This window comes from Pseudorhodoferax sp. LjRoot39 (assembly GCF_964253035.1).
GTDB lineage: Bacteria > Pseudomonadota > Gammaproteobacteria > Burkholderiales > Burkholderiaceae_C > Pseudorhodoferax.
Genome location: NZ_CAXUQL020000001.1, coordinates 1,512,889 through 1,537,773, shown reverse-complemented (window position 1 = coordinate 1,537,773; position 24,885 = coordinate 1,512,889). Strand labels below are relative to the sequence as shown.

Annotated in this window: 29 protein-coding genes; 6 read left to right on the top strand and 23 right to left on the bottom strand. The window is 68.3% G+C overall.

All coding sequences use genetic code 11. From position 1 onward, the window contains the following. Positions 1-11: 11 nt before the first annotated feature. The 19 genes from rpmJ to ACSQ4M_RS07240 form a co-directional block, all read right to left on the bottom strand. On the bottom strand, positions 12-125 hold the full coding sequence (rpmJ, locus tag ACSQ4M_RS07330; RefSeq protein WP_006297867.1) for a 50S ribosomal protein L36: 114 nt from the start codon (positions 123-125) through the stop codon (positions 12-14). 126 nt (positions 126-251) lie between these two features. Next, positions 252-1,571: a preprotein translocase subunit SecY gene (gene secY, locus ACSQ4M_RS07325; protein ID WP_436188930.1), complete on the bottom strand. Its 1,320-nt coding sequence runs from the start codon at positions 1,569-1,571 to the stop codon at positions 252-254. Positions 1,572-1,600: 29 nt separating this feature from the next. Then, entirely contained in the window at positions 1,601-2,032 is a 432-nt protein-coding gene (gene rplO, locus ACSQ4M_RS07320) for a 50S ribosomal protein L15 (protein ID WP_436188929.1), read from the bottom strand. 11 nt (positions 2,033-2,043) lie between these two features. After that, a complete protein-coding gene (rpmD, locus tag ACSQ4M_RS07315) occupies positions 2,044-2,226 on the bottom strand; it encodes a 50S ribosomal protein L30 (protein WP_056671752.1) in 183 nt (60 codons plus the stop codon). Positions 2,227-2,240: 14 nt separating this feature from the next. Beyond that, the gene (gene rpsE / locus ACSQ4M_RS07310) at positions 2,241-2,765 is read right to left on the bottom strand and encodes a 30S ribosomal protein S5 (protein ID WP_056671748.1); all 525 of its coding nucleotides are present in this window, start codon (positions 2,763-2,765) and stop codon (positions 2,241-2,243) included. Between the two features lie 17 nt (positions 2,766-2,782). Then, positions 2,783-3,148 (bottom strand): 50S ribosomal protein L18, encoded by a 366-nt coding sequence (rplR, locus tag ACSQ4M_RS07305; protein WP_056671883.1) that lies wholly within the window; start codon positions 3,146-3,148, stop codon positions 2,783-2,785. 11 nt (positions 3,149-3,159) lie between these two features. After that, on the bottom strand, positions 3,160-3,693 hold the full coding sequence (gene rplF / locus ACSQ4M_RS07300; protein WP_114468698.1) for a 50S ribosomal protein L6: 534 nt from the start codon (positions 3,691-3,693) through the stop codon (positions 3,160-3,162). 24 nt (positions 3,694-3,717) lie between these two features. Continuing rightward, positions 3,718-4,113 (bottom strand): 30S ribosomal protein S8, encoded by a 396-nt coding sequence (gene rpsH, locus ACSQ4M_RS07295; protein ID WP_056671743.1) that lies wholly within the window; start codon positions 4,111-4,113, stop codon positions 3,718-3,720. A gap of 18 nt (positions 4,114-4,131) precedes the next feature. Beyond that, the gene (gene rpsN, locus ACSQ4M_RS07290; RefSeq protein WP_326535678.1) at positions 4,132-4,437 is read right to left on the bottom strand and encodes a 30S ribosomal protein S14; all 306 of its coding nucleotides are present in this window, start codon (positions 4,435-4,437) and stop codon (positions 4,132-4,134) included. Between the two features lie 10 nt (positions 4,438-4,447). Beyond that, a complete protein-coding gene (rplE, locus tag ACSQ4M_RS07285; protein WP_436188928.1) occupies positions 4,448-4,987 on the bottom strand; it encodes a 50S ribosomal protein L5 in 540 nt (179 codons plus the stop codon). 2 nt (positions 4,988-4,989) lie between these two features. Further along, on the bottom strand, positions 4,990-5,313 hold the full coding sequence (gene rplX / locus ACSQ4M_RS07280; protein ID WP_436188927.1) for a 50S ribosomal protein L24: 324 nt from the start codon (positions 5,311-5,313) through the stop codon (positions 4,990-4,992). A 9-nt stretch (positions 5,314-5,322) separates the two neighbouring features. Continuing rightward, entirely contained in the window at positions 5,323-5,691 is a 369-nt protein-coding gene (gene rplN / locus ACSQ4M_RS07275) for a 50S ribosomal protein L14 (RefSeq protein ID WP_056671732.1), read from the bottom strand. Between the two features lie 202 nt (positions 5,692-5,893). Continuing rightward, a complete protein-coding gene (locus tag ACSQ4M_RS07270) occupies positions 5,894-7,495 on the bottom strand; it encodes an FAD-dependent oxidoreductase (RefSeq protein WP_436188926.1) in 1,602 nt (533 codons plus the stop codon). Between the two features lie 76 nt (positions 7,496-7,571). After that, complete coding sequence (locus tag ACSQ4M_RS07265) at positions 7,572-9,302, bottom strand: ABC transporter substrate-binding protein (protein ID WP_436188925.1); 1,731 nt, start codon at positions 9,300-9,302, stop codon at positions 7,572-7,574. A gap of 76 nt (positions 9,303-9,378) precedes the next feature. Continuing rightward, on the bottom strand, positions 9,379-9,687 hold the full coding sequence (locus ACSQ4M_RS07260) for a DUF2160 domain-containing protein (protein WP_436188924.1): 309 nt from the start codon (positions 9,685-9,687) through the stop codon (positions 9,379-9,381). A gap of 2 nt (positions 9,688-9,689) precedes the next feature. Further along, a complete protein-coding gene (locus ACSQ4M_RS07255) occupies positions 9,690-10,502 on the bottom strand; it encodes a carbohydrate ABC transporter permease (protein WP_436188923.1) in 813 nt (270 codons plus the stop codon). Beyond that, complete coding sequence (locus ACSQ4M_RS07250) at positions 10,495-11,382, bottom strand: carbohydrate ABC transporter permease (RefSeq protein WP_436188922.1); 888 nt, start codon at positions 11,380-11,382, stop codon at positions 10,495-10,497. Before ACSQ4M_RS07250 ends, ACSQ4M_RS07255 begins: the two co-directional genes overlap by 8 nt. Further along, a complete protein-coding gene (locus ACSQ4M_RS07245) occupies positions 11,379-12,458 on the bottom strand; it encodes an ABC transporter ATP-binding protein (protein WP_436188921.1) in 1,080 nt (359 codons plus the stop codon). Before ACSQ4M_RS07245 ends, ACSQ4M_RS07250 begins: the two co-directional genes overlap by 4 nt. After that, positions 12,458-13,534, bottom strand: a complete 1,077-nt coding sequence (locus tag ACSQ4M_RS07240; protein ID WP_436188920.1) for an ABC transporter ATP-binding protein — start codon at positions 13,532-13,534, stop codon at positions 12,458-12,460. Before ACSQ4M_RS07240 ends, ACSQ4M_RS07245 begins: the two co-directional genes overlap by 1 nt. Positions 13,535-13,699: 165 nt before the next feature. On the opposite strand from ACSQ4M_RS07240, the gene ACSQ4M_RS07235 reads away from it, so the two are divergent. The 4 genes from ACSQ4M_RS07235 to proC all read left to right on the top strand — a co-directional run bounded on the left by ACSQ4M_RS07235 (position 13,700) and on the right by proC (position 18,077). Beyond that, positions 13,700-14,464, top strand: coding sequence for a DeoR/GlpR family DNA-binding transcription regulator (locus ACSQ4M_RS07235; RefSeq protein WP_436188919.1), 765 nt, complete (start codon positions 13,700-13,702; stop codon positions 14,462-14,464). A gap of 155 nt (positions 14,465-14,619) precedes the next feature. Continuing rightward, the gene (gene glpK / locus ACSQ4M_RS07230) at positions 14,620-16,113 is read left to right on the top strand and encodes a glycerol kinase GlpK (RefSeq protein ID WP_436188918.1); all 1,494 of its coding nucleotides are present in this window, start codon (positions 14,620-14,622) and stop codon (positions 16,111-16,113) included. Positions 16,114-16,125: 12 nt separating this feature from the next. Beyond that, positions 16,126-17,250, top strand: a complete 1,125-nt coding sequence (locus ACSQ4M_RS07225) for an esterase-like activity of phytase family protein (protein WP_436188917.1) — start codon at positions 16,126-16,128, stop codon at positions 17,248-17,250. Further along, on the top strand, positions 17,250-18,077 hold the full coding sequence (proC, locus tag ACSQ4M_RS07220; RefSeq protein WP_436188916.1) for a pyrroline-5-carboxylate reductase: 828 nt from the start codon (positions 17,250-17,252) through the stop codon (positions 18,075-18,077). The genes ACSQ4M_RS07225 and proC overlap by 1 nt, the downstream gene beginning before the upstream one ends. Here the strand turns inward: proC and ubiA are convergent, their stop codons facing one another. From ubiA to recG, 4 genes are all read right to left on the bottom strand, one after another. Then, positions 18,078-19,025, bottom strand: coding sequence for a 4-hydroxybenzoate octaprenyltransferase (gene ubiA / locus ACSQ4M_RS07215; RefSeq protein ID WP_436188915.1), 948 nt, complete (start codon positions 19,023-19,025; stop codon positions 18,078-18,080). It lies immediately after the preceding gene. Then, complete coding sequence (locus ACSQ4M_RS07210) at positions 19,026-19,568, bottom strand: Dps family protein (RefSeq protein WP_436188914.1); 543 nt, start codon at positions 19,566-19,568, stop codon at positions 19,026-19,028. It lies immediately after the preceding gene. A 95-nt stretch (positions 19,569-19,663) separates the two neighbouring features. Next, complete coding sequence (locus ACSQ4M_RS07205) at positions 19,664-20,617, bottom strand: hydrogen peroxide-inducible genes activator (protein ID WP_436188913.1); 954 nt, start codon at positions 20,615-20,617, stop codon at positions 19,664-19,666. 22 nt (positions 20,618-20,639) lie between these two features. After that, complete coding sequence (recG, locus tag ACSQ4M_RS07200) at positions 20,640-22,763, bottom strand: ATP-dependent DNA helicase RecG (RefSeq protein WP_436188912.1); 2,124 nt, start codon at positions 22,761-22,763, stop codon at positions 20,640-20,642. On the opposite strand from recG, the gene queA reads away from it, so the two are divergent. Continuing rightward, the gene (gene queA / locus ACSQ4M_RS07195; RefSeq protein WP_436188911.1) at positions 22,762-23,808 is read left to right on the top strand and encodes a tRNA preQ1(34) S-adenosylmethionine ribosyltransferase-isomerase QueA; all 1,047 of its coding nucleotides are present in this window, start codon (positions 22,762-22,764) and stop codon (positions 23,806-23,808) included. The two genes, recG and queA, sit on opposite strands and share 2 nt — an antisense overlap. 46 nt (positions 23,809-23,854) lie before the next feature. Beyond that, complete coding sequence (locus ACSQ4M_RS07190; RefSeq protein ID WP_436188910.1) at positions 23,855-24,775, top strand: helix-turn-helix domain-containing protein; 921 nt, start codon at positions 23,855-23,857, stop codon at positions 24,773-24,775. The last annotated feature ends 110 nt before the right edge of the window (positions 24,776-24,885 follow it).

Sequence of the window (24,885 nt, the reverse complement as noted above, 5' to 3'; positions counted from 1 at the left end):
CTTAAATCTGGTCAGCCTTGGCGCTGCTTGTGACGCGGATCGGTACAGATCACGCGGACCACGCCGTTGCGACGGATGATCTTGCAGTTGCGGCAGATTTTCTTGACCGAAGCCGAAACTCTCATAACTCTCTCCTAAAACTGTTTAGCCATTCCAACCCATTGGCGCGGAACACTCTCCACGCATGCGACAGGTCGTAAGGCGTCAATTCGACCGTCACCCCTGGCGTCGCACACTGCGACTTGCCAATCTCAACCGCCCTTGAAATTCGCCTTCTTGAGCAAGGACTCGTACTGTTGCGACATCATGTAGTTCTGCACCTGGGCCATGAAGTCCATGGTGACCACCACGATGATCAGCAGCGACGTGCCACCGAAGTAGAACGGAACGTTGTACTTCAGGATCAGGAACTCCGGCAGCAGGCAGACGAAGGTGATGTAAATCGCACCAGCCAACGTCAGTCGCAGCAGGATCTTGTCGATGTAGCGTGCGGTCTGCTCACCCGGGCGGATGCCAGGAATGAACGCGCCACTCTTCTTCAGGTTGTCAGCAGTCTCGCGGCTGTTGAACACCAACGCCGTGTAGAAGAAGCAGAAGAACACGATTGCCGCGGCGTAGAACATCACGTAGATCGGCTGACCCGGGCTCAACGTCGCAGCGGCATCGCGCAGCAGACGAGAGAACCAGCCTTCACCACCCGAGCTCATCCAGCCCACCACCGTTGCCGGCAGCAGGATGATGGACGACGCGAAGATCGGCGGAATCACACCGGCCATGTTCAGCTTCAGGGGCAGGTGGGACGATTGCCCGCCATAGACCTTGTTGCCGACCTGGCGCCGCGCATAGTTCACGAGGATCTTGCGCTGGCCACGTTCCACGAACACCACGAAATACGTGACCAGGGCCACCACCACCACGATCAGCAGCATCACGATGATGCTCATCGCACCCGTGCGCACCAGCTCCAGCAGCCCACCGATGGAACTCGGCAGACCGGCTGCGATGCCGGCGAAGATCAGGATCGAGATGCCGTTGCCCAGACCACGCTCGGTGATCTGCTCACCCAGCCACATCAGGAACATCGTGCCTGCCGTCAGGCTCACAACCGCCGTCATGCGGAAGCCGAAGCCGGGCGAGATCACCAGGCCAGCCGAGCTTTCCAGCGCGATCGCGATCGACAGCGACTGGAACAGGGCCAGGCCCAGGGTGCCGTAGCGCGTGAACTGCGTGATCTTGCGACGACCGGCCTCACCTTCCTTCTTCAATTGCTCGAAGGTCGGCACGACGTAGGTCGCCAGCTGCATGATGATCGACGCCGAGATGTACGGCATGATCCCCAACGCGAACACGGTGAAGCGCGACAGCGCCCCGCCCGAGAACATGTTGAACAGGTTCAGGATGCCGCCTTGCTGGCCGCTGAACAACTGACGCAGCTGATCCGGGTTGATGCCCGGCACCGGGATGTGTGCCCCGATGCGGTAGACAACCAGCGCCAGCAGCAAGAAGACCAGCCGGCGACGCAGGTCGCCGAACTTGCCCGTCTTTGCGATGTTTGCCGAACTAGTGGCCACCAGGCAGATCCTCGTTCACGACCTGTGGATCAGGCCAGGCTGCCGCCGGCTGCTTCGATCGCAGCCTTGGCAGATGCGGTGGCGCCGATGCCGGTCAGCTTCACGGCCAGCGTCAGCTTGCCCGTGTTGATGACCTTGACGACCTTGGCTTGCTGGCCGATCAGGCCGGCTTGCTTCAGCGTCAGCGCGTCGACTTCGGCGGCGCCCAGCTTCTCCAGCGCGGCGAGGGTGACCTCGGCGTTGAATTGCAGCAGGTGCGACTTGAAGCCACGCTTGGGCAGGCGACGGTGCATGGGCATTTGACCGCCCTCGAAACCGACCTTGTGGTAGCCACCGGAGCGCGACTTCTGGCCCTTGTGACCGCGGCCTGCGGTCTTGCCCAGGCCGGAGCCGATGCCGCGGCCGACACGGCGCTTGGCATGCTTGGCGCCTGCGGCGGGTTGGATGCTGTTGAGTTCCATCGTCGTTCCTCTTACAGGACCTTCACCAGGTAGGCGATCTTGTTGATCATGCCGCGCACTTCAGGAGAGTCCTTCAGTTCGCTCACGCTGTTGAGCTTGCGCAGACCCAGGCCACGCACGGTGGCGCGGTGGGATTCCTTGGTGCCGATGGGGCTGCGCACCAGTTGCACCTTGACGGTTTGTTCGGTAGACATGTTCAGTCCCTCGCTCAGCCGAAGATCTCTTCGACCGTCTTGCCACGCTTGGCAGCAACGTCGCCCGGCGTGGTGGAGTTGCGCAGCGCGTCCAGCGTTGCACGCACCATGTTGTACGGGTTCGACGAGCCATGGCTCTTGGCCACGACGTCGGTGATGCCCAGCACTTCGAACACGGCGCGCATCGGGCCGCCGGCGATGATGCCGGTACCCTTGGGAGCCGGGCTCATCATGACGCGGGCAGCGCCATGGTGGCCATGCACCGTGTGGAACACGGTGCCGTTCTTCAGCGTGACCTTGAGCATGTTGCGACGGGCTTCGTCCATCGCCTTTTGCACGGCAGCAGGCACTTCCTTGGACTTGCCCTTGCCCATGCCGACGCGGCCATCGCCGTCGCCAACCACGGTCAGTGCAGCGAAACCGAGGATACGGCCGCCCTTCACCACCTTGGTGACGCGGTTGACCGCGATCATCTTCTCGCGCAGGCCGTCCTCAGGCCCTTCAGCCTTGCCCTGCATCTTCCCTTGCATTCTTGCCATGATGGATTCCGATCTCTTTAGAACTGCAAGCCGGCTTCACGGGCTGCGTCGGCCAGAGCCTTGACGCGGCCGTGGTAGGCGAAGCCGGAGCGGTCGAAGGCGACCTTCTCGACGCCAGCGGCCTTGGCCTTCTCGGCGATGCGCTTGCCGATCACCGTGGCAGCGGCGGCATTGCCACCCTTGCCAGAGGCGCCCAGTTCCTTGCGCACGTCGGCTTCCTGCGTGGAAGCGGAGGCCAGCACCTTGGCACCGTCGCCGGAGATGACCGCGGCGTAGATGTGCAGGTTGGTACGGTTCACGGTCAGGCGTGCAACACCTTGCGTGGCGATCCGGATACGGGTCTGACGCGCGCGGCGCAGACGTTGTTCTTTCTTGGTCAACATCATGCTGCCCCTTACTTCTTCTTCGTTTCCTTGATCGTGACCTTCTCGTCCGCGTAGCGGATGCCCTTGCCCTTGTAGGGCTCGGGCGGACGGATGGCACGAATCTCGGCTGCGATCTGGCCGACGCGTTGGCGGTCGGCACCCTTGATCACGATTTCCGTGGGAGCGGGCGTGGCCACCGTGATACCGGCGGGCATGTCCACATTGACGGGGTGCGAATAGCCAACGGCCAGGTTCAGCTTGGCGCCCTGGGCGGCGGCCTTGTAGCCCACGCCGATCAGGGTCAGCTTCTTCTCGAAGCCCTTGCTGACGCCGACGACCATGTTGTTCACCAGCTGACGCATGGTGCCGCTCATGGCATTGGCTTCGCGCGATTCGTCGATCGGCGTGAAGCTCAGCTTGCCGCCTTCGCTCTTCACCGTGACCAGGCGGTTCTGGGTCAGCGACAGCTGACCACCGGAACCCTTGACGCTGATCTGGTCGTCTTTGACCGCCACATCCACACCCGCGGGAATGGACACCGGCGCTTTACCTACTCGAGACATTTGCTCTTTCTCCTGGCTGCCGGTTTAGGCGACGTAGCAAAGAACTTCGCCACCCACACCGGATGCGCGCGCCTTGCGGTCGGTCATGACGCCCTTGGGCGTCGTCACGATGGCCACGCCCAGACCGTTCTGGACCTGGGGAATGGCGTCGTGGCCCTTGTAGACGCGCAGGCCGGGACGGCTCACGCGCTCGATGCGCTCGATCACAGGGCGACCGGCGTAGTACTTCAGTGCGATTTCCAGCTCGGACTTGTTGCCGTCCTGGACGACGCGGAAACCGTCGATGTAGCCCTCGTCCTTCAGGACCTGGGCGATGGCGATCTTCACTTTGGAAGAAGGCAGCGTCACCGTGGTCTTGGACACCATCTGCGCGTTGCGGATGCGGGTCAGCAGATCGGCGATCGGATCACTCATGCTCATTTCGAATCTCCTGCCTGCTTACCAGCTGGCCTTGGTCACGCCGGGGATGTCGCCCGCGAACGCGAGTTCGCGGATCTTGGCGCGTGCCAGGCCGAATTGACGGAAGGTGCCACGCGGGCGACCCGTGATTTCGCAGCGGTTGCGCTGACGCGTGGGATTGGCGTTGCGCGGCAGCTTTTGCAGCGCCTGGCGCGCGGCATCGCGCTCTTCTTCGCTGTGCTTGGCGCTGTTGGCGATGCCCTTGAGCTCGGCGTGCTTGGCTGCGTACTTGGCAACCAGACGGTCCCGCTTCAGTTCGCGTTCGATCAAAGCTTTTTTGGCCATGGATCTGTCCTCAGTTCTTGAACGGGAATTTGAAGCCGGCGAGCAGTGCCTTGCACTCTTCGTCGTTCTTGGCCGTCGTGGTGATGCTGATGTTCAGGCCGCGCAGGGCGTCGACCTTGTCGTACTCGATCTCGGGGAAGATGATCTGTTCTTTGACGCCGATGTTGTAGTTGCCACGGCCATCGAAGGCGCGGCCGCTGATACCGCGGAAGTCACGCACACGGGGCAGGGCCACGGTGACGAAGCGGTCCAGGAACTCGTACATCTTCACGCCACGCAGCGTGACCATGCAGCCGATGGCCTGGCCTTCACGGATCTTGAAGCCGGCGATGGCCTTCTTGGCCTTGGTCACGACAGGCTTCTGGCCGGCGATCTTGGTCAGGTCGCCAACAGCGTTGTCCATGATCTTCTTGTCGGCGACGGCCTCGCTCACGCCCATGTTCAGCGTGATCTTGGTCAGGCGCGGGACCTGCATCGGCGACTTGTAGCCGAACTTCTCGGTCAGCTCAGGCGCCACCTTGTCGCGGTAGATTTCTTGCAAACGTGCCATGGTCATGCCACCTTGATTTCTTCGCCGCTGGACTTGAACACGCGGGTGCGCGTCTTGCCATCTGCGGACAGCTTGATGCCGACGCGGTCGGCCTTGCCGGTCGCGGCGTTGAAGATCGCCACGTTGGATTGGTGGATGGGCATGCCCTTTTCCACGATGCCGCCGGTGGTGCCCTTCATGGGGTTCGGCTTGACATGCTTCTTGACGAGGTTGATGCCCTCGACCAGCACATGCGCGTCGTCCGAACGCAGCAGCACCTTGCCGCGCTTGCCCTTGTCGCGCCCGGTCAGCACGATCACTTCGTCGCCCTTGCGAATCTTGTTCATGGTGTCCTCTTACAGAACTTCAGGGGCCAGGGACACGATCTTCATGAACTTCTCGGTACGCAGCTCGCGCGTCACGGGTCCGAAGATGCGGGTGCCGATGGGCTCCAGCTTGGCATTGAGCAGCACGGCGGCATTGCCGTCGAACTTGACGAGCGAGCCATCACCGCGGCGGATGCCCTTGGCGGTACGCACCACGACGGCGCTGTAGATCTCGCCCTTCTTGACGCGACCGCGGGGAGCGGCTTCCTTGATGCTCACCTTGATGATGTCGCCGACACTGGCGTAACGGCGCTTGGAGCCGCCGAGCACCTTGATGCACAGGACGGACTTCGCACCCGTGTTGTCGGCCACGTCCAGCCGGGATTCAGTTTGGATCATTTAGCTTATTCCCAACTTGTACCGGAAGGGCCGCGGCACCGGGACAACCCCGAACCTGCAACCCGCCTGGTCAGTCTTGGGCCCGTCGCTCACACCCCGAACCACTCGGAGCGCTCACGTTTGGGCAAGAAACTCATCGCTTTTTAAGGCGAAGCCCGCAATTATGTTGGCGCTGGCGCGCCTTGTCAAGCGGGCTGTGCGATCAGGCCCCGGCGTCGGGCAGATAGGACTGCGCCAGTGCCTGGAAGGCCACCGGCTCAGGGGCTGGGCAGCCTTCGTCCTGCAGGATCTCGGCGACCGGCTGCGCCAGCATGGCGGCCTGGCGGGCATCGAGGAACAGCATGCGCACACGCCGGGCCAGCACGTCCTCGACCGTGCGCGCGTACTCGTGGCGCGCGGCGAAGCGCACCATGGCCTCGCTGACCCCGGAGCCGAGCATGCGCTCACTTCCTGGCGTGGCGGACACGGCCTGCCAGTCGCTGCCGTAGCCCTGGGAGCCCTGCGGTGCGCTCATCGGCGGGCGGTCCCGCGGCAGCCGGTCGTCGGCGCCAACCAGGCGCAGGCGCTGCGTGCGGCAGGACGCCTCGCCGGGCAGCAGCCGGCGCGCGTAGCACTGTTGCAACACGTCCTCGGCCATGGCGCGGTAGGTGGTCCATTTGCCGCCGGTCACGGTGACCAGGCCGCTGGCGCTGACCTGCACCGTGTGCTCGCGGCTGATCTTCTTGGTGGCGGCGTCGTCGCCAGAGGGCTTCACCAGCGGGCGCAGGCCGACCCAGCAGCTCAGGATGTCGCTGCGCATGGGCGGGCGGGCCAGGTAGCGGGCCGATTCGCGCAGGATGAAGTCCAGCTCCTCGGCGAACGGACGCGGCTCGTAGGGCAGGTCCTGGCGCGGCGTGTCGGTCGTTCCGAGGATCAGCTTGCCGAGCCAGGGCACGGCGAACAGCACGCGGCCGTCGGCGGTCTTCGGCACCAGCAGCGCGTGGTCGGTCGGCATGAAGGAGCGGTCGACCACGGCATGCACGCCCTGGCTGGGCGCCACGATGGGCGTGACCGGCCGCGCCAGCGCCTGGGCGTCCTGGGCGCGCAGCTGGTCGACCCAGACGCCCGTGGCATTGACCACGCAGCCGGCGCGCACTTGATGGACGGCACCGGTCTCGCGGTCCTCCAGCGTCAGGCCGACCACCTTGCCGCCTTCGTGCACGAGGCCGGTGGCTGCGCAATAGTTGATGGCCAGCGCGCCGTGGCGGGCCGCCGTGCGCGCCAGCGCCAGCGCCAGGCGCGCGTCGTCGAACTGTCCGTCCCAGTACAGCACCCCGCCCTTCAGGCCCTGCGGCCGGATGTTGGGCAGGGCCGACAACACGCCGCTGCGCGACAGGAAGCGTGTGGACCCCAGGCCTGCGTCGCCGGCCAGCAGGTCGTAGGCCTTGAGGCCTGCGCCATAGAACGGCCCCTCCCACAGCGCGTAGCAGGGCATCACGAAGGCCAGCGGCTGGGCCAGGTGCGGCGCGTTGTGCAAGAGCGTGGTGCGCTCGTGCAGCGCCTCGCGCACCAGGCCCACGTTGCCCTGGGCCAGGTAGCGCACGCCGCCGTGCACGAGCTTGGTCGCACGCGAGGACGTGCCCTTGGCGAAGTCGTGCGACTCCACGAGCAGCGTGCGCAGCCCGCGCGAGGCCGCGTCCACGGCCACGCCCAGACCGGTGGCGCCACCGCCGACGATGGCAATGTCGAAGGCCGGCGCGGCGGCCAGCGCTGCGAACAGCGCGGCACGTTCGGTGGCCTGAGGGAAAGAAGGGTTGGAGCTCATCGGGTGGTGGGGCCGCACCTGCGCTGGTGGCGCCGTGCGGCCCTGGGTGCGCACCGCGATGGCGGCGCGCGGCCGATTATCGAACCTTGCCGTCCTTCCAGGCCTTGAGCAGCGTGTCGTAGGCGATGGTCTCGCCCTTGGGCTTCTCGTTGGCCAGCTTGGCCCAGGGCGCGCCCTTGTCGGACAGCCACTTCTTCGGGTCTTCCTTCTTGTTGAGCTTGGGCGCGCACTTGGCCATGCCGGCGCGCTCCAGCCGCGCCATGACCTGGTCCATCTCCTCGGCCAGGTTGTCCATGGCCTGCTGCGGCGTCTTCTCGCCCGTGACAGCCACGGCCACGTTCTTCCACCACAGCTGGGCCAGCTTGGGGTAGTCGGGCACGTTGGTGCCGGTCGGCGTCCAGGCCACGCGCGCGGGGCTGCGGTAGAACTCGACCAGCCCGCCCAGCTTGGGCGCCATGTCGGTCATGGCCTGGCTGCGGATGTCGGACTCGCGGATCGGCGTCAGGCCGACGATGGTCTTCTTGAGCGAGGTGGTCTTGGACGTCACGAACTGCGCGTAGAGCCAGGCCGCTGCGGTCTTGTCGGCGTCGTGCCCGTTGAAGAAGCTCCACGAGCCCACGTCCTGGTAGCCGTTCTGCATGCCCTGCTTCCAGTACGGACCGTTCGGGCCGGGCGCCATGCGCCACTTGGGCGTGCCGTCGGCGTTCACCACGGGCAGGCCGGGCTTGACCATGTCGGCCGTGAAGGCCGTGTACCAGAAGATCTGCTGCGCGATCTGGCCCTGGGCCGGCACCGGGCCGCTCTCGCCGAAGGTCATGCCCGTGGCTTCCTTGGGCGCGTACTTCTTCATCCAGTCCACGTACTTGGTCAGCGCGTAGACGGCGGCCGGCGAGTTCGTGGCGCCGCCGCGCGAAACGGAGGCGCCCAGCGGCGTGCAGCCATCGGCGCTGGCGCGGATGCCCCACTCGTCCACCGGCTTGCCGTTCGGGATGCCGATGTCGGCCGTTCCGGCCATGGACAGCCAGGCGTCCGTGAAGCGCCAGCCCAGCGAGGGGTCCTTCTTGCCGTAGTCCATGTGGCCGTAGATCGGCTTGCCGTCGATGGTCTTCACGTCCTCGCTGAAGAAGGCGGCGATGTCCTCGTAGGCGCTCCAGTTCAGCGGCACGCCCAGGTCGTAGCCGTACTTGGCCTTGAACTTGTCCTTCAGGTCCTGGCGCGCGAACAGGTCGGCGCGGAACCAGTACAGGTTGGCGAACTGCTGGTCGGGCAGCTGGTAGAGCTTGCCGTCCGGCGCGGTCGTGAAGCTGGTGCCGATGAAGTCCTTGATGTCCAGGCCCGGGTTGGTCCACTCCTTGCCCGCGCCGGCCATGTAGTCGGTCAGGTTCATCATCTTGCCGTAGCGGTAGTGCGTGCCGATCAGGTCCGAATCGCTGACCCAGCCGTCGTAGATGCTCTTGCCCGACTGCATCGAGGTCTGCAGCTTCTCGACCACGTCGCCTTCCTGGATCAGGTCGTGCTTGACCTTGATGCCGGTGATCTCCTCGAAGGCCTTGGCGAGCGTCTTGCTCTCGTACTCGTGCGTGGTGATGGTTTCGGAGACGACCGAGATCTCCTTGACCCCCTTGGCCTGCAGCTTCTTGGCGGCGTCGATGAACCACTTCATCTCGGCCATCTGCTGCTCCTTGCTCAGCGTCGACGGCTGGAACTCGGCGTCGATCCACTTCTTGGCCTCGGCCTCGCCGGCCACGGCATGGCCCATCACCGCGCAGGCGGCGGCGACGGCCAGGACGGAATATCGCAATTGCATGACTTGTCTCCTCATAGAACCCCCTGGCTCACACAACGCTCGGCTACCGGGGGCAGCAAGCCGAATCTTCGAAACCTCAACCCTTGCGCATCACGAAGGCCAGCAACAGCATGGACGCGATGAAACTGATCCAGATCGATGGATCGGCCTCCAGGCCGAACCACTCGGCGAACTTGCCCGAGAGGCCAACGAAGGCCAGGTTCACGTAGGCGGCAGCCAGCAGGCCGATGAACAGCCGGTCGCCGCGCGTGGTCGCGATGGGCAGGAAGCCGCGCCGCAGCGTGGTCGGCGACTTGAGCTCCCAGAGGGTCATGCCGACCAGCATGGCGACGATGCAGCAGAAGAACACCGCGACCGGCAGCGTCCAGGCCATCCACTCGAACATGGTCAGACCCTCCCCATCGCAAAACCTTTGGCGATGTAGTTGCGCACGAACCAGATCACGATCGCGCCCGGCACGATGGTCAGCACGCCCGCCGCGGCCAGCGTCGCCCAGTCCATGCCGGATGCCGACACCGTGCGCGTCATCGTCGCCACGATGGGCTTGGCGTTCACGCTGGTCAGCGTGCGCGCCAGCAGCAGTTCGACCCAGCTGAACATGAAGCAGAAGAAGGCCGCCACGCCCACGCCGGCCTTGATCAGCGGCAGGAAGATGGTCAGGAAGAAGCGCGGGAAGCTGTAGCCGTCGATGTAGGCCGTCTCGTCGATCTCGCGCGGGATGCCGCTCATGAAGCCTTCCAGGATCCACACCGCCAGCGGCACGTTGAACAGCAGGTGCGCCAGCGCCACCGCCAGGTGCGTGTCCATGAGGCCCACCGTGGTGTAGAGCTGGAAGAACGGCAGCAGGAACACCGCCGGCGGCGTCATGCGGTTGGTCAGCAGCCAGAAGAACACATGCTTGTCGCCCAGGAAGCTGTAGCGCGAGAAGGCATAGGCCGCGGGCAGCGCCACCACCAGCGAGATCACGGTGTTGATGCCGACGTAGATCAGGCTGTTGATGTAGCCGCCGTACCAGGACGGGTCGGTCAGGATGGTGCGGTAGTTGTCCCAGGTGAACGCGCGCGGCACCAGCGAGAAGCTGGACAGGATCTCCGCATTGGTCTTGAACGACATGTTGACCATCCAGTAGATGGGCACCAGCGCGAAGACCAGGTAGGCCCAGAGGAACAGCGTCCTCTTCTGGAACTTGCGTTCAGGCATTTGGTTCCTCCTTCTCCTCGGTCCCCACGCGCTGCATCCAGTTGTAGAGCATGAAGCACAGCAGCAGGATGATCAGGAAGTAGATCAGCGAGAAGGCCGCCGCCGGCCCCAGGTCGAACTGGCCCACCGCCTTCTGCGTGAGGTATTGGGAGAGGAAGGTGGTCGCGTTGCCTGGCCCGCCCCCGGTCAGCACGAAGGGCTCGGTGTAGATCATGAAGCTGTCCATGAAGCGCAGCAGCACCGCGATCATCAGCACGCCGCGCATCTTGGGCAGCTGGATGTAGCGGAACACCGCGAACTTGCTGGCGCCGTCGATGCGCGCGGCCTGGTAGTAGGCGTCGGGAATGGAGCGCAGCCCGGCGTAACCCAGCAGCGCGACCAGCGGCGTCCAGTGCCACACGTCCATCAGCAGCACGGTGAGCCAGGCGTGCGTGGCGTTGCCGGTGTAGCTGTACTCGATGCCCAGGCCTTGCAGCGCCGCGCCCATGAGGCCGATGTCGGCGCGCCCGAAGATCTGCCAGATCGTGCCGACCACGTTCCAGGGAATCAGCAGCGACAGCGACACGATGACCAGAACGGCCGAGGCGCGCCAGCCTGCCGCCGGCATGGACAGCGCGAGCAGCACGCCCAGCGGCAGCTCCACCAGCAGCACGGCCAGCGAGAAGCCCAGCTGGCGCGCCAGCGCGCCGTGCAGCTCCTCGTCGCGCATGACCGCGGCGAACCACTCGGTGCCGACGAACACGCGGCGCTCGGGCGAGATGATGTCCTGCACCGAGTAGTTCACCACCGTCATGAGCGGCACGATGGCGGAGAACGCGACGCAGACCAGCACCGGCAGGATCAGGAACCAGGCCTTCTGGTTCACGGGCTTGGTGGTCATGGTGCAAGCTCCACAAGTTCCTCGTCGCGGTAGAAGCAGGTGTGCGTGCCCAGCACCTGCAGCCAGACGCGTTCGCCCACCTGGGGCAGCGCGGCATCGGGGCCGAGCCGGGCCTTCACCACCTGGTCGGCAGCACTGGCGGTCAGCATCACGTGCGTACCCAGGTCCTGCAGCTTGTCGGCCGTGAACGGCATCGCGCCAGTGGCTTCGGCCGCGGCCAGCCGCAGGTACTCGGGCCGCACGCCCAATTTCAACGCGCCGCTGGGCAGGCCGGGCGGCAGCGGCAGTGCGCGGCCGGCAATCCGCAGCACGCCGTCCACCGCCTCGGCCGGCAGGAAGTTCATGCCCGGCGAGCCGATGAAGTTGCCGACGAAGGTGTGGCGCGGCCGCTCGAACAGCGCCGCCGCCGAGCCGGTCTGCACGGCGCGCCCGCGCGTCATGACCACGACCTGCTCGGCAAAGGTCAGCGCCTCGACCTGGTCGTGCGTGACGTAGATCAGTGTGAGCTTCAGCTCGCGGTGGATCTGCTTGAGCTTGCGCCGCAGCTGCCACTTCAGGTGCGGGTCGATCACGGTCAGCGGCTCGTCGAACAGCACAGCCGACACGTCGGGGCGCACCAGGCCGCGGCCCAGCGAGATCTTCTGCTTGGCGTCGGCCGACAGGTTGGCCGCGCGCTGGTTGAGCTGCCCGCTCATCTCCAGCATCTCGGCGATCTGGCCCACGCGCTGGTCGATCTGCGCCTGCGGCACGTTGCGGTTGCGCAGCGGAAAGGCCAGGTTCTCGGCCACCGTCATGGTGTCGTAGACCACCGGGAACTGGAACACCTGGGCGATGTTGCGCTGCTGCGGCGTGGCGCGTGTCATGTCGCGCCCGTCGAACAGCACCGTGCCCTGCGAGGGCTGCAGCAGGCCCGAGATGATGTTGAGCATGGTGGTCTTGCCGCAGCCCGAGGGGCCGAGCAGCGCATAGGCGCCGCCGTCCTCGAACACCATCTGCAAGGGCAGCAGCGCGTAGTCGCTCTCCTGCCGCGGGTCGGCGCGGTAGGCGTGCGCCAGGTCGAGTGCGATGCGGGCCATCAGCGTACGCCCTCGCGCCGCGACGGTGCGCGCAGCAGAGCGCCCTGCGCATCGAACAGGTAGGCCTGGGCCGGGCTCAGGTGCAGCGTCAGCGCCGTGCCGAGTTCGAAGGCATGCACGCCCGTCAGCTGCGCCACCAGCTCGCCCACGGGCGTTTCCACGTGCACGAAGGTGTCGGAGCCCGAGATCTCGGCCAGCTCCACGCGGCCCGGCAGGGCCGCGTCGCCCGGCTGCGGCTGCAGGCGCAGCGCGTTGGCGCGCACCCCCACCGTCAGCGCACCGGCGGGCACGGCAGCGCCCTCCAGCGCCAGCACCAGGCCGCCCTGCAACTGCACGCCGCCGGCCGTGGCCGTGCCCGCCACCAGGTTCATCGGCGGATCGCTGAAGGCTCGCGCCACGCGCAGCGACTGCGGGCGGTGGAAGACCTCGGCCGTCGGCCCGTACTGCAACAACTCACCGGCATCGAGCACGGCCGTGTAGCCGCCCAGCAGCAGCGCCTCGCCGGGCTCGGTGGTGGCGTAGATGACGGTGGAATCGCCGGCCGCGAACAGCGCACCCAGTTCGTCGCGCAGCTCCTCGCGCAGCTTGTAGTCCAGGTTCACGAGCGGCTCGTCCAGCAGCATCAGCGGCGCGGCCTTGGCCAACGCGCGGGCCAGCGCCACGCGCTGCTGCTGGCCGCCCGACAGCTCGGCCGGGTAGCGGTCCAGGAACATCTCGATGTGCAGCTTGGCGGCCAGCGCCTGCACGCGCGCGGCGGTGTCGGGCGCGCCGCGCAGCTTGAGCGGCGAGGCGATGTTGTCGCGCACCGTCATCGAGGGGTAGTTGATGAACTGCTGGTAGACCATGGCCACGTTGCGCTCGCGCACGGGCCGGCCGGTGACGTCGGCGCCGTCGACGCGCACGCTGCCGTGGCTGGGCACGTCCAGCCCGGCCATGATGCGCATCAGGCTGGTCTTGCCGGCCTGCGTGGCACCCAGCAGCACGGTCACCGCGCCGGGCTGCGGCGCCAGGCTCATGGCATGCAGCCAGGTCTCGGGTCCGACCTTTTTGCTGATCTGCTCCAGCGACAACTGCATGCGGTGCGTCTCCTGTGCAAAGCGTGAACTTGTTCCGCCCTGCGTGTTCGGTTTTGAGAATTATTGTTCGCATGTTGTGCGATTTACCTGGTGCAAACCCTTGAGTGCTTTCCTTTTTGTTCGTTTTACAGTGCCCGCTCCAATGCGAGCCCCTTTGATTTCTCCATGAGCCCGAACCCACGCCAGCTGCTGCTGCTGCAGGCCGTGCAGGCCCAGGGTTCGGTGATGCTGGACCAGCTGGCCGCCACGCTGGGCGTGACGCTGCAAACCATGCGCCGCGACGTGCAGCGCCTGGCCGACGAGGGCCTGCTGACGCGCTTCCACGGTGGGGTGCGCGTGCCCAGTTCCACCACCGAGAACATCGCGCACCAGCAGCGCACCACGCTGCACGCCGAGGGCAAGGCACGCATCGCCCAGGCCGTGGCGCGCGAGGTGCCCAACGGCTGCTCGCTGATCCTCAACATCGGCACCACCACCGAGGCCATCGCCCAGGCGCTGCTGCGCCACACCGGGCTGCGCGTGATCACCAACAACCTCAACGTGGCGCTGACCCTGTCGGCCAACCCGCAGTGCGAGGTGATCGTGGCCGGCGGGGTGCTGCGCGGCCGCGACCGCGGCGTGGTCGGCGAAGCGGCGATCGACTTCATCCGCCAGTTCAAGGTCGACATCGCGCTGGTCGGCATCTCGGGCATCGAGGTCGACGGCACGCTGCGCGACTACGACTACCGCGAGGTCAAGGTCTCGCAGGCCATCATGGCCCACGCGCGCGAGGTCTGGCTGGCCGCCGACCACAGCAAGTTCAACCGGCCAGCCATGGTCGAGGTGGCGCGGCTGTCGGAGATCGACCGGCTGTTCACCGATGCGCCCGTGCCCGAACCGTTTCCGGCCTTGCTGGACACGGCGCAGGTGCGCTGCCATGTGGCGGCCTGACGCGGTCTGCTGCTTTGAGATGGGCCAGGTGCGGGACCACGCCGACGGCGTACTCTGCTCCGCGAATGTCCCCCGCCCAGGGCCGCAGGCGGCCCAGGCGCAACATGTGCACCCATCCGCATGGCAGCCCACGACGAACTGAAAGGAAGACACAGATGACCTACCTGCTCGCCCTGGACCAGGGCACCTCGAGTTCGCGCAGCATCGTGTTCGACGCCCGCGGCCAGGTCGTGGCCAGCGCGCAGCAGGAGCTGCCGCAGATCTACCCGCAGCCGGGCTGGGTCGAGCACGACCCGCTGCTGATCTGGAGCACGCAGCTGGCCACGGCGCGCGAAGTGCTGGCCAAGGCCGGCCTGGCCGCGCGCGACATCCGGGCAATCGGCATCACCAACCAGCGCGAGACCACGGTGCTGTGGAACCGCAAGACCGGCCAGCCCGTGCACCACGCCATCGTCTGGCAGGACCGGCGCAGCGAGCCGCTGTGTGCCGACCTGCGGGCCCAGGGCAAGGCGGAGTTCGTGCGCGAGCGCACGGGCCTCTTGATCGACGCCTACTTCTCGGCCACCAAGCTGCGCTGGCTGCTCGACAACGTGCCCGGCGCGCGGGCCCAGGCCGAGGCCGGCGAACTGGCCTTCGGCACCGTGGACAGCTGGCTGGTCTGGCAGCTGACCGGTGGCCGGGTGCACGCCACCGACGTCAGCAACGCGGCGCGCACCATGCTGTTCGACGTGCACCGCAACACCTGGGACGACGAACTGCTGGCGCTGCTGGACATTCCCGCCGCGCTGCTGCCCGAGGTGCGCCCGTCCAGTGCGCTGTTCGGCGAAGCCGATGCCGCCCTGCTGGGCCACGCCATGCCGATCGCCGGCATCGCCGGCGACCAGCAGGCCGCGCTGTTCGGCCAGGCCTGCTTCACGCCCGGACTGGCCAAGAACACCTACGGCACGGGCTGCTTCATGCTCATGAACACCGGGTCGTCGTTCCTGCACTCGCGCAACGGCCTCATCACCACCAGCGCGGCGCAGACCGATGCCAGCCCCGAGTACGCGCTGGAAGGCGGCGTGTTCGTCGGCGGCGCCGTCGTGCAGTGGCTGCGCGACGGTCTGCGTGCCATCGAGAGCAGCGGCGAGGTGCAGGCGCTCGCGCAGAGCGTGCCGGATGCGGGCGGCGTGATGGTGGTTCCCGCCTTCACGGGCCTGGGCGCACCCTACTGGCAGCCCGATGCGCGCGGCACCATCACGGGCCTGTCGCGCGGCAGCACGCTGGCCCACATCGCGCGCGCCTCGCTGGAGAGCATCGCCTACCAGAGCGCCGCCTTGCTGGAAGCCATGAGCCGCGACGCCGTGGCTGCCGGCGCGCCACCGCTGGCCGAACTGCGCGTGGACGGCGGCGCCGCCGTCAACGACATGCTCATGCAGTTCCAGGCCGACCTGCTCGGCATCCCGGTGCTGCGCCCGGCCGTGACCGAGACCACGGCGCTGGGCGCGGCCTACCTGGCCGGCCTGGCCACGGGGGTGTTCGCAGGGCGCGACGAGCTGGCCGGCCTGTGGCGCGTGGAGCGGCGCTTCCTGCCGACCCTGTCGCGTGCCCAGGCGGCCGAGCGCATGCAGGCCTGGGAACACGCCGTGCGCCAGGCCACGGCCGCGTAGACTCGCGGGCCGATGCCGCCCGCCCGCCCCCTGCCCCGCCGCCATCTGCTGCTCGGCGCCTGCGCCGGCCTGGCGCTCGCCGCCTGCGGCCACGCCGTCGCGCCGGCCGCGCCGCGCCACCCGGGCCTGCGCCTGATCGGCGAGGCCACGCTGGCGCACCGCCTGCGCTTTGGCGGCAGCACGGTCGGCGGCCTGTCGGGCCTGGACTACGACCCGGCGCAAGACCTCTGGGTGGCCATCAGCGACGACCCTGGCGATGCGCGCTTCTACACGCTGCGCGTGCCACTCACGCCCGACCGGCTCGGCCCGCCCGAAGTGCTGGACGTGGTGCGGCTCGATGCCCCCAAGCGCCCCGACGCCGAATCCATCCGCTGGCGCCCCGCCACCGGCACTGTGCTGTGGTCCACCGAAGGCGATGTGCGCCATGGCGTGGGCCCGTCGTTCCACGAGTCCACGCGCGACGGCCGGCTGCTGCGCAGCTTCGCGCTGCCGGCCCATTTCGCGGTGGACCCAGCCGGACAGCGCGGCCCGCGCCACAACCTGGGTTTCGAAGGCCTGGCGCTCACGCCGGACGGCCGTCAGGCCTGGCTGGCGATGGAGAACGCGCTCATGCAGGACGGCCCCGAGCCCACGCTGCAACGGCCCGGCGGCCCCTGCCGCTTCACGCTGTTCGACCTGGCCAGCGGCCGCGCGCTGGCCCAGCGCGCCTACATCCCCGAGGCCATCCCGCAAGCGCCCAAGGCGCCGGGGCTGTACGCCGACAACGGCGTCTCCGAGATCCTGATGCTGGACGCGCAGCGCCTGCTGGTACTGGAACGCGCCTACGCCATGGGCGTGGGCAACACGCTGCGTCTGTACCGCGTGGACCTGGCCAGCGGCGACGACACGCTGGCCATGGACCCACTCGTGCCGGGCCGCTTCCGGCCGCTGGCCAAGACGCTGGTGGCCGATCTGTCGGCCTACCTCGGTCCTGGCCTGTCGCGGCTGGACAATACCGAATCGCTGGCCTGGGGCCCGCTTCTGCCAGCCACGGCCGACCGTCCCGCCCAGCGCACGCTGGTGGTGCTCAGCGACGACAACTTCAACCCCGGGCAGGTCACGCAGTTCGTGGCCTTCGCCCTCACGGAACCCTTGTGATGTCCACTTCTTTCGACACGACCATCGCCTTCATCGGGGGCGGCAACATGGCCAGCGCCATCATCGGCGGCCTGGTCCGTCAGGGCCTGCCGGCCGCCCGCGTCCAGGTGGTCGAGCCGTTCGCCGAGACGCGTGCCAAGCTGCTGGCCGACCACGGCGTGCAGGCGCTCGACCAGGCCGGTCCGGCGCTGGCCGATGCCGGCCTCGTGGTCTGGGCCGTCAAGCCCCAGGTGTTCGCCGAGGCCGCAGCGCCCGTGCGCGCCCATGCCGCCGACGCGCTGCACCTGAGCGTGGCAGCGGGCATCCGCAGCGACAGCATCGCGCGCTGGCTGGGCAGCGAGCGCATCGTGCGCGCCATGCCCAACACGCCGGCCCTGGTCGGCCTGGGCATGACGGGCCTGTTCGCACGCGACGCCGTCAGCGCGACCGACCGCGCCCAGGTCGAGCAGGTCATCGCCACCACGGGCGCAGCGCTGTGGGTGGAGCAGGAAGCCCAGCTCGACGCCGTGACCGCGCTGTCGGGCTCGGGGCCGGCCTACGTGTTCTATTTTCTCGAGGCCATGGTGCAGGCTGGAACCGGCATGGGCCTGTCGGCCGCGCAGGCACAGCAGCTGGCCATCGGCACCTTCGCGGGTGCGGCCGAACTTGCGCGCCGCTCGGACGAACCGCTGGCCACGCTGCGCCAGCGCGTGACCTCCAAGGGCGGCACGACCTATGCCGCGGTCACGTCCATGCAGGAGGCCGGCGTGGGCCCGGCCTTCGAGCGCGCGATGCAGGCCGCCGAACAACGCGCCAGGGAACTCGGCGACGAATTCGGCAAGGCCTGATCAGGCCTGTGCGTAGCCGGCCACGATGCCGGCGAACACGGCGAAGCCCAGCCAGTGGTTGAGCCGGAAGGCCTTGAAGCAGCCTTCGCGCGTGCGGTCGTGGATCAGCGTGGCATGCCAGACCACCTGGGCCGCCGCCGCCACGATGCCCGCGTAGAACAGCCAGCCCGGCACCAGCGGGCGCAGCGCCAGCGTCCAGATCACCAGGAACAGCGCATAGCTCGCCAGCACGCCCACCACGTCGAAGCGGCCCAGCGTGATGGCCGAGGTCTTCATGCCGATCTTGAGGTCGTCGTCGCGGTCGACCATGGCGTACTCGGTGTCGTAGGCGATCACCCAGAACAGGTTGCCCAGCAGCAGCAGCCAGGCCAGCGGCGGCACGCTGGCCCAGGCCGCCTGCAGGCTGAAGGCGCCGCCACCCGCGAACAGTTCCCAGGCCGGCCCGCCGCGCACGGCCGAGAACGCCATCGGGATGCCGAAGGAAAAAGCCACGCCCAGCACGGCCTGCGGCATGGACACATAGCGCTTGGCGAACGGATAGACGAGCGTGACGGCCAGCGCCGCGAACGACCAGACGATGGTGGCGCGGTTCAAGGTCAGCACCAGGCCGAACGCCGCCAGCGCGAGCACCGCACCGAACAGCAGGGCCTCGCGCGGCGAGATGCGGCCGCTGGTCACGGGCCGCTGGGCCGTGCGCTTGACGTGGCGGTCGAAGTCGCGGTCGGCCACGTCGTTGACGCAGCAGCCCGCGCTGCGCATGAGGATGGTGCCGAGCGTGAACACGGCCAGCAGGTGCCAGCCCGGGAAGCCGCCGGCCGCGATCCACAGCGCGCCCAGCGAGGGCCACAGCAGCAGCAGCCAGCCCGCAGGGCGGTTCCAGCGGATCAGGTCCAGGTACAGCGCCAGCCGCCCGGGGGGGGCGGCCGGCGCCGGCAGGGTCGCGGCCAATTACTCCTCGAGCAGCGAGCGCAGCATCCAGGCGGTCTGCTCGTGCACGGTCAGGCGCTGGGTCAGCAGGTCAGCCGTGGGTTCGTCGCTGGCCTTGTCGGCGACCGGGAACAGCTCGCGCGCGGTGCGGGCCACGGCCTCGTGGCCCTTGACCAGGATGCGCACCATCTCCAGCGCCGCGGGTGGTTCGGTCGGCGCGTCGGCCAGGCTGGTCAGCGCGCCGAACTGGGCGTAGGAGCCCGGCGCCTTGTGGCCCAGCGAGCGGATGCGCTCGGCCACCGGATCCACCGCATTCCACAGTTCCGTGTACTGGGCCATGAACATCGCGTGCAGCGTGTTGAACATGGGACCGGTCACGTTCCAGTGGAAGTTGTGGGTGGTCAGGTACAGCGTGTAGGTGTCGGCCAGCAGGCGCGACAGGCCCTTGGCGATGGCCTCGCGGTCCTTCTCGCTGATGCCGATGTTGATGGCGGGCGCGCCGCCCGTGGGCAATGCGGACTGCAGTGCGATGAGCTTGGTGGTGCTGGACTTCTTTTTGGCCATGTCGTGCTCCTGTTGGGACAAGGGTGGTTTTTTAACATGCGGGCGTGTCGCGCCAACCCCAATGCGGGCTATGTGCGCGATAGCCTTGCGGTAGATCAGGAGAGCCGTTTGACGCCCGGTAGCTCGCAAGCGTAGATCGCGTTGCGCAACGCGGCGATGGCCTCGTAGCGCGTGAAGCTGCGCCGCCAAGCCAGCACCACGCGGCGCGTGGGCGGGTCGCCATCGAAGGGCAGGTACTTCACGTAGGGCTCGTCGGCGCGCTTGCGCTTGCCCTTGTGCTCCAGCGCCTCGCGCGGCACGCCCAGGCGCGGCACCAGGGTCACGCCCATGCCGGCCGCCACCATGTGCTTGATGGTCTCCAGCGAGGAACCCTCGAAGCTGCGGCGGATGCCCTCGGCGTCGCTGGAGAAGCGCGCGAACTCGGGGCAGACCTCCAGTACATGGTCGCGGAAGCAGTGGCCGTTGCCCAGCAGCAGCATGGTCTCGGCCTTGAGCTGCGCGGCCGTGATGTGGTCCTGCGCGGCCAGCGGGTGGCTGGTGGGCACCACGGCCACGAAAGGTTCGTCATAGAGCGGCGCGATGGCCAGGCCCGCGTCGGGGAAGGGCTCGGCCATGATGGCGCAGTCGAGTTCGCCCGTGCGCACCGACTCCAGCAGCTTGACCGTGAAGTTCTCCTGCAGCATGAGCGGCATCTGCGGCGTGCGCGCGATCGCGTTGCGCACCAGGTCGGGCAGCAGGTAGGGTGCGATGGTGTAGATCACGCCGAGCTTGAGCGGGCCGGCCAGCGGGTCCTTGCCGCGCTTGGCGATCTCCTTGATGTTGGCGGCCTGCTCCAGCACGCTCTGCGCCTGGCGCACGATCTCCTCGCCCAGCGGCGTGACGGTGACCTCGTTGGCGCTGCGTTCGAACAGCTTGAGGTCGAGCTCCTCTTCGAGCTTCTTGATGGCCACCGACAGCGTGGGCTGCGAGACGAAGCAGGCTTCGGCGGCCTTGCCGAAGTGCTTTTCACGCGCAACGGCGACGATGTACTTCAACTCGGTGAGCGTCATGCCGCTATTGTCGCCTTGCGCATCAGGCCTTGAGAAATTCCGCTTTTCCGCCCAGCCATCTCTGCACATGGCGCTCGGCCAGCAGGGGGCCTCCATCCAGCATGTGCGGCGCCAGCTCGCGCGCCCAGGCCAGGAGGCCCGCGTCCTCTTCCAGGTCGGCGAAACGCAGCAGCGGCGCGCCGGACTGGCGCTCGCCCAGGAACTCGCCAGGGCCGCGGATCTCCAGATCGCGCCGCGCAATCTCGAAACCGTCGGTGGTCTCGGCCATGGCCTTGAGCCGCGCGCGCGCCGTCTCGCCCAGGCGCGGCGCATCGCCGGTGGAGTACAGCAGCACGCAGGCCGAGGCCGCCGCGCCGCGGCCCACGCGCCCGCGCAGCTGGTGCAGCTGCGACAGGCCGAAGCGCTCGGCATGCTCGATGACCATCAGCGAAGCATTGGGCACATCCACACCGACTTCGATCACCGTGGTGCTGACCAGCACGCCCATCAGGCCTTCGGTGAACAGCGCCATGACGGCTTTCTTCTCGGCCGGCGCCATGCGCGCGTGCAGCAAGCCGACCAGCACACCGGGCAGTGCGTCGGACAGCTCGGCGTGCGTGGCCGTCGCGTTGACGAGGTCGACGGCCTCGCTCTCCTCGATCAGCGGGCAGACCCAGTAGACCTGTCGGCCCTCGTGCAACTGCTCGGCGATGCGCGCGACCACCTCGTCGCGCCGGCCCTCGTGCACCACGCGCGTGACCACGGGCGTGCGGCCGGGCGGCAGCTCGTCGATGGTGGAGACGTCCAGGTCGGCGTAGTAGCTCATGGCCAGCGTGCGCGGGATCGGTGTGGCGCTCATCATCAGCAGGTGCGGCTCCTGGCCCGCGTGGGCCAGCTTGGCCCGCAGCGCCAGCCGCTGGGCCACGCCGAAGCGGTGCTGCTCGTCGATCACGGCCAGGGCCAGGCGCTGGAACTGCACCTTGTCCTGGATCACGGCGTGCGTGCCCACGACCAGCGCGGCCTCGCCACTGGCGATGCGTGCGAGCTGCGTCTCGCGGTCCTTCTTCTTCTGGCCACCACCCAGCCAGGCGATGCCGCGGCCGCGCGCGGCCAGCAGCGGCGCCAGCCAGTCCGCGAGTTTGCGGAAATGCTGCTCGGCCAGGATCTCGGTGGGCGCCATCAGCGCGCACTGCCAGCCGGCGTCCATGCAGACGGCCGCGGCCAGCGCGGCCACTACGGTCTTGCCCGAGCCCACGTCGCCCTGCAGCAGCCGGTGCATGGGCTGGGGCCGGGCCAGGTCGGCCGCGATCTCGGCCACCACGCGCTGCTGCGCGCCGGTCAGCGCGAACGGCAGCGCGGCCAGCAGGCCGTCGTGCACGGCGCCCGCCACGGGTTTCAGGCGCGGCGCGCGCAGTTTGTCGCGCTCGCGCTTGGCCGTCAGCTGCGAGAGCTGCTGCGCCAGCAGCTCCTCGGCCTTGAGGCGTTGCCAAGCCGGGTGGCTGCGATCTTCCAGAGCGGCCAGCGACACCTCTGGCGTGGGGTGGTGCAGGAAGTCGAGCGCGGCGCGCAGGCTCCAGGGCTGGGGTGTCGGCAGCGTCTCGGACAGGTCGGCCCGCGCCAGCCCCGCGAGCACGGCCTTGCGCAGATAGCTCTGCGGCAGACCCGCGGTGGTGGGGTAGACGGGCGTCAGCGCGGTCGGCAGCTCGCCCGTGTCGGGCCGGAACTGCGGGTGCAGCATCTGCCGCCCGGCGAAGCCGCCGCGCACCTCGCCACGCACGCGGATGCGCGTGCCGGGCGCCAGCGCCTTCTGGTGCGAGGGGTAGAAGCTGAAGAAGCGCAGCAGGCAGCGGTCCGTGCCGTCGTCCACGGTCACGAGCAGCTGGCGGCGCGGGCCGGGCCGGATCTCGCTGCCGACCACGGTGGCGGCGATCTGCACCACGGCGCCGTCGGGCGCGTCGGCCAGCTGCACGATGCGGGTCTCGTCCTCGTAGCGCAACGGCAGGTGCAGGGCCAGGTCGATGTCGCGGTTCAGGCCCAGCCGGCGCAGGGCTTTGCGCGCGGGGCTCAGGGTCTCTTTGGTGGGCGCAGCTGGCACCCGTGGATTGTGCCGTGGGAGAATCGCCGGCTTTTCCAACTTGGCACGGGCTTGTTCAGCCCTCAAGCGCATGCAGAACTTCACCCTGCGCGACTTCGATTTCGCGCTTCCCCCCGAGCTGGTGGCCCAGCACCCGGCCACCGAGCGCAGCGCCTCGCGCCTGCTCGACGGACGCGGCCCCACCCCGGTCGACCGCATCTTCCGCACCCTGCCCGAGTTGCTGAACCCGGGCGACCTGCTGGTCTTCAACGACACGCAGGTCGTCAAGGCACGCCTGTTCGGCGAGAAGCCCAGCGGCGGCAAGCTCGAGCTGCTGGTCGAGCGCGTGCTGCTCGGCCAGGAGGTGGTTGCCCACATGAAGGTCAGCAAGAAGCCGCCGGTCGGCACCGTGCTGCACATGGTGGGCGGCTTCACGGCCGAGCTGTTGGGCCGCTGGCCCGATGCGGACGGCCCGCTGTTCCGCCTGGCCCTCGCCGGCCCGGCCGGCGAGACGCCGCACCAGCTCATGGCCGCGCACGGCCATGTGCCGCTGCCGCCCTACATCACGCACAGCGACTCGGCCGAGGACGCGCAGCGCTACCAGACCGTGTTCGCGCGCGCGCCCGGCGCAGTGGCCGCGCCCACGGCCGCGCTGCACTTCGACGAAGGCGTGCTGGCCGCCCTGGAGGCGCGCGGCGTGGGCCGCGCCAGCGTCACGCTGCACGTGGGCGCCGGCACCTTCCAGCCCGTCAAGACCGAGGACCTGGACGCCCACCGCATGCACAGCGAGTGGTATGCGATCCCGCTGGAGACGCTGGCCGCCATCGAGCGCACGCGCGTGCGCGGCGGCCGCATCCTCGCCGTGGGCACGACGACCGTGCGCACGCTGGAGTCCTGGGCGCAGAGCGGCCTGACCGCAGGCGAGACGAACATCTTCATCCGGCCCGGCCACCGCTTCCAGGTGGTGGACCTGCTGCTGACCAACTTCCACCTGCCCAAGTCCACGCTCATGATGCTGGTCTCGGCGTTCGCGGGCTATGAGCACGTCATGGGCCTGTACCGCCACGCGATCCGCGAGGGCTACCGCTTCTTCAGCTATGGCGATGCCATGCTGCTGCAGCGCACACCTGCGGCTTGACGGCGCGGCGGGCGGCGGCGGATAGTGCGTCCCGAAGACCCGCCTCATGCGATCCCCCGCCGCGCCCCAGAACCTGCCCATCGACGGTTTCGACGCCGCGCGCTGGCGTGCGCTTGGCGGCATGCGACAGGAGCCGCCCTGGCAGACCCTGCCGGACCATGTGCGCCGCACCAGTGCCGGACGGCCCTGGCAGGGGCTGGCGGTCTGGCATCAGGTCGGGCCGCTCGGCGACCTCTATGTGCCGCCGCACGACAGCCACGTGATTCTGCTGCGCCGCGGCCAGCCAACCCGGCTGCTGCAACGCCATGGCAGCCAGGTCGGCCAGACCCACCTGCAGCGCGGCGATGCCGTGGTGCTGCCCACCGACACGCCCAGCTTCTGGCGCAGCAGCGCTGCCCGCGACAACATCCACATCGACCTGGCGCCGGCCTGGCTGCAACGCGCCGCCGGCTGCGACGTGGCGCTGGCCAACTGCTTCGGCCGCAGCGACACCGCACTGGCGGCTTTCGCCGACCTGCTGCTGGCCTCGCTGGACAACGGCGCATCGCTGAGCCCCGCCTTCGGCGAACACATCGCGATGGCCCTGGCCATCCACCTGGTCGAACACTACGCCCAGCCCCGCAGCGCCCCGCGCGCGCAGGGCAGCCTGTCGATGCGTCAGATGCGCCAGGTGGCCGATGCCGTGCAAGGCAGCCTGCACGAGCGCTGGCCGGTCGCGCGCCTGGCCGCGCTGGCGGGGCTCAGCCCCTTCCACTTCGCACGCGCCTTCAAGGCGTCCTTCGGCACCACGCCGCACGCCTGGCTACAGCTGCAGCGCATGGAGTTGGCCGCGCAGCTGGTGCGCGGCTCGCGCATGCCGCTCGAAGACATCGCCCGGCAAACGGGCCATCCGTCCGCCGCCCATTTCAGCCACGCCTTCCGCCGCCACTGGGGCCTGGCGCCGTCGGCCTACCGGCGCGCGGGCTGAGCCGCACCAGCGCCCCAGGTTTTCCCTAGGTCGCGCAAGAGCGCGATACCAACCGCAGGAAACCGCAAATGGCAGCGCACGCCGTGCGGCACAGTGGCGCCGTCGGTCAC

Bases quoted from the DNA above. Each gene is read 5' to 3' on its own strand.
- rpmJ (WP_006297867.1), bottom strand. From the start codon at position 125: ATGAGAGTTTCGGCTTCGGTCAAGAAAATCTGCCGCAACTGCAAGATC.
- rplO (WP_436188929.1), bottom strand. From the start codon at position 2,032: ATGGAACTCAACAGCATCCAACCCGCCGCAGGCGCCAAGCATGCCAAG.
- rpmD (WP_056671752.1), bottom strand. From the start codon at position 2,226: ATGTCTACCGAACAAACCGTCAAGGTGCAACTGGTGCGCAGCCCCATC.
- rpsE (WP_056671748.1), bottom strand. From the start codon at position 2,765: ATGGCAAGAATGCAAGGGAAGATGCAGGGCAAGGCTGAAGGGCCTGAG.
- rplR (WP_056671883.1), bottom strand. From the start codon at position 3,148: ATGTTGACCAAGAAAGAACAACGTCTGCGCCGCGCGCGTCAGACCCGT.
- rplF (WP_114468698.1), bottom strand. From the start codon at position 3,693: ATGTCTCGAGTAGGTAAAGCGCCGGTGTCCATTCCCGCGGGTGTGGAT.
- rpsH (WP_056671743.1), bottom strand. From the start codon at position 4,113: ATGAGCATGAGTGATCCGATCGCCGATCTGCTGACCCGCATCCGCAAC.
- rpsN (WP_326535678.1), bottom strand. From the start codon at position 4,437: ATGGCCAAAAAAGCTTTGATCGAACGCGAACTGAAGCGGGACCGTCTG.
- rplE (WP_436188928.1), bottom strand. From the start codon at position 4,987: ATGGCACGTTTGCAAGAAATCTACCGCGACAAGGTGGCGCCTGAGCTG.
- rplX (WP_436188927.1), bottom strand. From the start codon at position 5,313: ATGAACAAGATTCGCAAGGGCGACGAAGTGATCGTGCTGACCGGGCGC.
- rplN (WP_056671732.1), bottom strand. From the start codon at position 5,691: ATGATCCAAACTGAATCCCGGCTGGACGTGGCCGACAACACGGGTGCG.
- ACSQ4M_RS07270 (WP_436188926.1), bottom strand. From the start codon at position 7,495: ATGAGCTCCAACCCTTCTTTCCCTCAGGCCACCGAACGTGCCGCGCTG.
- ACSQ4M_RS07265 (WP_436188925.1), bottom strand. From the start codon at position 9,302: ATGCAATTGCGATATTCCGTCCTGGCCGTCGCCGCCGCCTGCGCGGTG.
- ACSQ4M_RS07260 (WP_436188924.1), bottom strand. From the start codon at position 9,687: ATGTTCGAGTGGATGGCCTGGACGCTGCCGGTCGCGGTGTTCTTCTGC.
- ACSQ4M_RS07255 (WP_436188923.1), bottom strand. From the start codon at position 10,502: ATGCCTGAACGCAAGTTCCAGAAGAGGACGCTGTTCCTCTGGGCCTAC.
- ACSQ4M_RS07250 (WP_436188922.1), bottom strand. From the start codon at position 11,382: ATGACCACCAAGCCCGTGAACCAGAAGGCCTGGTTCCTGATCCTGCCG.
- ACSQ4M_RS07245 (WP_436188921.1), bottom strand. From the start codon at position 12,458: ATGGCCCGCATCGCACTCGACCTGGCGCACGCCTACCGCGCCGACCCG.
- ACSQ4M_RS07240 (WP_436188920.1), bottom strand. From the start codon at position 13,534: ATGCAGTTGTCGCTGGAGCAGATCAGCAAAAAGGTCGGACCCGAGACC.
- ACSQ4M_RS07235 (WP_436188919.1), top strand. From the start codon at position 13,700: ATGAGCCCGAACCCACGCCAGCTGCTGCTGCTGCAGGCCGTGCAGGCC.
- glpK (WP_436188918.1), top strand. From the start codon at position 14,620: ATGACCTACCTGCTCGCCCTGGACCAGGGCACCTCGAGTTCGCGCAGC.
- ACSQ4M_RS07225 (WP_436188917.1), top strand. From the start codon at position 16,126: ATGCCGCCCGCCCGCCCCCTGCCCCGCCGCCATCTGCTGCTCGGCGCC.
- proC (WP_436188916.1), top strand. From the start codon at position 17,250: ATGTCCACTTCTTTCGACACGACCATCGCCTTCATCGGGGGCGGCAAC.
- ACSQ4M_RS07210 (WP_436188914.1), bottom strand. From the start codon at position 19,568: ATGGCCAAAAAGAAGTCCAGCACCACCAAGCTCATCGCACTGCAGTCC.
- ACSQ4M_RS07205 (WP_436188913.1), bottom strand. From the start codon at position 20,617: ATGACGCTCACCGAGTTGAAGTACATCGTCGCCGTTGCGCGTGAAAAG.
- queA (WP_436188911.1), top strand. From the start codon at position 22,762: ATGCAGAACTTCACCCTGCGCGACTTCGATTTCGCGCTTCCCCCCGAG.
- recG (WP_436188912.1), bottom strand. From the start codon at position 22,763: ATGCGCTTGAGGGCTGAACAAGCCCGTGCCAAGTTGGAAAAGCCGGCG.
- ACSQ4M_RS07190 (WP_436188910.1), top strand. From the start codon at position 23,855: ATGCGATCCCCCGCCGCGCCCCAGAACCTGCCCATCGACGGTTTCGAC.